A 3,278-nucleotide genomic window follows, 5' to 3' on the forward strand; every position below is an offset into this window, starting at 1 on the left:
AATCAAACAACCACTAAGATGAACGCTTCCGCCCAAGCATTTGAAAATATGGATAAACAATTACAGGAAGTCATCGAAAAAACAGTAGCAACAGACAAGCAATTAGCCAAGGAGTTTCGACAATGGAAAGAAAAGATGTAAAATGGGAGGAAATCAGAGAGAAAGAAAGAGAACTGGTTAATCTAGAAGAACAATATTATCAAGAAAAGAAGAAACTCGATAACAAAGCACTCGATCTAGACGAGCGAAATGCAAACTTAGAAAAACTGATATCCGAAGAAGTTGATAAAATATATCAAATCTTGAGAAAATTTTCGTCAAGTGCTGATGATGTTAGAGACTACTTTACAGAAATAGAAAATATGAGACACTTTTCAGATCAGGTATACAGAGAACATAGAATTAAACTCGAAGATGAGAGAGAAAAATACGATAACGAGTTTCGCAAAAAAAGAGATGATTTAGATGAAGAATTTCACAAACTAAGGAGAGATTATGCAAGCACCAATGAATGAATACTACACAGATGAAGAATACCAATATGCACTGAAACAAATGTATCGAATGATGGAAAGAAACCGAATCATTACGGAAGCAAAGTTAGCGATAACAGCAAAAAATAAATTAAAAGAAAACTTTAATAAGGCAGCTGAAAAAATTGCTACAGAAACCAAATCAACCATTACAAGCATAAACAGCCAAATGGACACTGCAATTCAAGGTGAGGTTCGCAAGAGTTTTGAAGAAAAGATTCCAAATATGTTGCTCAAGTATGATGAAATTTAATAAAGTGGTTCAGAATAATAAATGGAATAAAGTTAGACTTCTTGTTTTAAGTTTCTCATTACGTCTTTCCGAAAAACTATAATTTTCTTGAAAAATATATAAGTCTATGCTATACTACTAGTAGACTTATATATGGAGAAAATACATGAAACGTGAGATTTTACTGGAACGAATCGACAAACTAAAACAAATCATGCCCTGGTATGTTCTGGAATACTACCAATCTAAGCTTGCTGTTCCTTACAGTTTTACAACCTTGTACGAATACCTCAAGGAATACGATCGATTTTTCAGCTGGGTTTTAGAGTCTGGAATTTCAAATGCTGATAAAATGTCTGACATTCCTTTATCTGTCTTGGAAAATATGTCTAAAAAAGACATGGAATCCTTTATCCTTTATCTACGTGAACGTCCATTGCTGAATGCCAATACAACCAAACAAGGTGTCTCTCAGACGACCATCAATCGAACCTTATCGGCACTTTCTAGTCTTTACAAGTATCTGACCGAGGAAGTTGAAAATGATCAGGGGGAACCCTATTTCTATCGAAATGTAATGAAGAAAGTTTCCACCAAGAAAAAGAAAGAAACGCTTGCTGCCAGAGCTGAAAACATCAAGCAAAAGCTCTTTCTAGGTGATGAAACAGAAGGTTTTCTGACTTATATCGACCAGGAGTACCCACAACAGCTCTCAAATCGCGCTCTCTCATCATTTAATAAGAACAAAGAACGTGATTTAGCCATAATTGCCCTTCTCCTAGCATCTGGTGTCCGTTTATCTGAAGCTGTTAATCTGGATCTAAGAGACCTTAATCTCAAAATGATGGTCATTGATGTCACACGTAAGGGGGGGAAACGTGATTCTGTCAATGTCGCTGCTTTTGCTAAGCCTTACCTAGAGAATTATCTAGCCATTCGAAATCAACGCTATATGACGGAAAAGACGGATACAGCACTCTTTCTGACCTTATATCGTGGCGTTCCCAATCGTATCGATGCTTCCAGCGTTGAGAAAATGGTTGCTAAGTATTCAGAGGATTTCAAAGTACGTGTAACCCCCCACAAACTGCGCCATACCCTGGCAACTAGGCTCTATGATGCTACTAAATCACAAGTTTTGGTCAGCCATCAGCTAGGACACGCCAGCACACAAGTCACTGACCTCTATACCCATATCGTCAATGATGAACAAAAGAATGCTTTAGATAGTTTATGATTGTTACATATTATAAATTATGTAAATTTATATTCAAAAAAGAAGTTGGTTATATAACCAGCTTCTTTTCTTTTTACCCCACTACCGCTTCAGCGATTTCTTCACGGCTGATACCAGCAAAGTAGCGTGTGATGTCAATAGTTTCTAGTGCCTTAAGAACATCTTCGCGTTCATATTTTACGCCACGAAGGACATCTTCTACAGCTGCAACGTCTTCGATACCAAAGAAGTCACCGTAGATCTTGATATCTTGGATTTTTGATTCAATGACATTAGCGAAGACTTCAACCTTACCACTAGTGAATTTTGTTCCACGACGGACATTAAATTCAGGTGATTTACCGTAGTTCCAGTCCCAAGTTCCAAACTTGGTATCCTTGATACGGTTGATTTCCGCCAATTCTTGCTCAGAAAAAACATATTCAGTCATCTCTGGGTACTCTTTTTTCATGTATTCCAATAGCAAATCACGGAATTCTTCAACTGTGATTTTTTCTGGCAATTCATCGATAATATTAGTTACACGGGCACGGACGGATTTCACACCTTTTGACTCAAATTTATCTTTTGAAACCTTGAGGGCGTTAGCAAGGACTGACAAATCAACGTCAAAGAGCAAGCAACCGTGGTGCATGATACGCCCATTGATATAGGCTTGGGCATTGCCACAGAATTTTTTTCCATCAATCTCAAGGTCATTACGGCCCGTGAACTCAGCTTTAACACCGAGTTGATCTAGAGTATTGATTACTGGAGTTGAGAAGCTCTTGAAGTCAAAGGCCTTGTTTTCATCTTCTTTTGAAATGATGGTGTAGTTGAGGTTGTTTAAATCGTGATAAACAGCTCCACCACCACTGATACGGCGGACTACCTCAATGCCATTTTCTCGAACATAATCACGGTTAATTTCTTCAATAGTATTCTGGTGACGTCCGACAATGATAGAAGGTTTGTTAATCCAAAGAAGGAAGATTTGATCCTCATCTAGTAAGTGTTTAAAGGCATATTCTTCCAAGGCAATATTAAAGGCAGTGTCGTTTGAATGATTGATAATATATTTCATGATATCCCTTTATACGATAGAGACTGGAAATAACCTTCCAGTCTAATCTATCTTCGTTTTATTTTTTCTTAGGTGAATGGATAGCCATTCCTAAAACATCCGCAAATGCTTCGTACATCACTTCAGAGTAAGTTGGGTGTCCGTGGATGGTCTTCAGCATTTCTTCAACAGTGATTTCCATTTCGATAATGCTTGATGCCTCGTTGATCAATT

General features: G+C 37.5%; 4 protein-coding genes and 1 pseudogene. 3 read left to right on the top strand and 2 right to left on the bottom strand.

The genetic code is table 11. From position 1 onward, the window contains the following. The first annotated feature begins 122 nt into the window (after positions 1-122). The 3 genes from SORDD16_RS04570 (at position 123) to xerS (ending at position 2,002) form a co-directional block, all read left to right on the top strand. Positions 123-515 (top strand): hypothetical protein, encoded by a 393-nt coding sequence (locus SORDD16_RS04570; RefSeq protein ID WP_061452536.1) that lies wholly within the window; start codon positions 123-125, stop codon positions 513-515. After that, positions 496-786: a hypothetical protein gene (locus SORDD16_RS04575; protein ID WP_061452537.1), complete on the top strand. Its 291-nt coding sequence runs from the start codon at positions 496-498 to the stop codon at positions 784-786. Before SORDD16_RS04570 ends, SORDD16_RS04575 begins: the two co-directional genes overlap by 20 nt. Before the next feature lie 145 nt (positions 787-931). Next, positions 932-2,002: a tyrosine recombinase XerS gene (gene xerS / locus SORDD16_RS04580; protein ID WP_061452538.1), complete on the top strand. Its 1,071-nt coding sequence runs from the start codon at positions 932-934 to the stop codon at positions 2,000-2,002. 73 nt (positions 2,003-2,075) lie between these two features. On the opposite strand, the gene SORDD16_RS04585 is transcribed toward xerS, so the two are convergent. After that, positions 2,076-3,065 carry a lipoate--protein ligase gene (locus tag SORDD16_RS04585; RefSeq protein WP_061452539.1) on the bottom strand — a complete coding sequence of 330 codons (990 nt, stop codon included), beginning with the start codon at positions 3,063-3,065 and terminating at the stop codon, positions 2,076-2,078. A 58-nt stretch (positions 3,066-3,123) separates the two neighbouring features. Continuing rightward, a pseudogene (locus SORDD16_RS11735) lies at positions 3,124-3,278 on the bottom strand (hypothetical protein); the annotation flags it as partial.

This window comes from Streptococcus oralis, assembly GCF_001578945.1.
Lineage (GTDB): Bacteria > Bacillota > Bacilli > Lactobacillales > Streptococcaceae > Streptococcus > Streptococcus oralis_Q.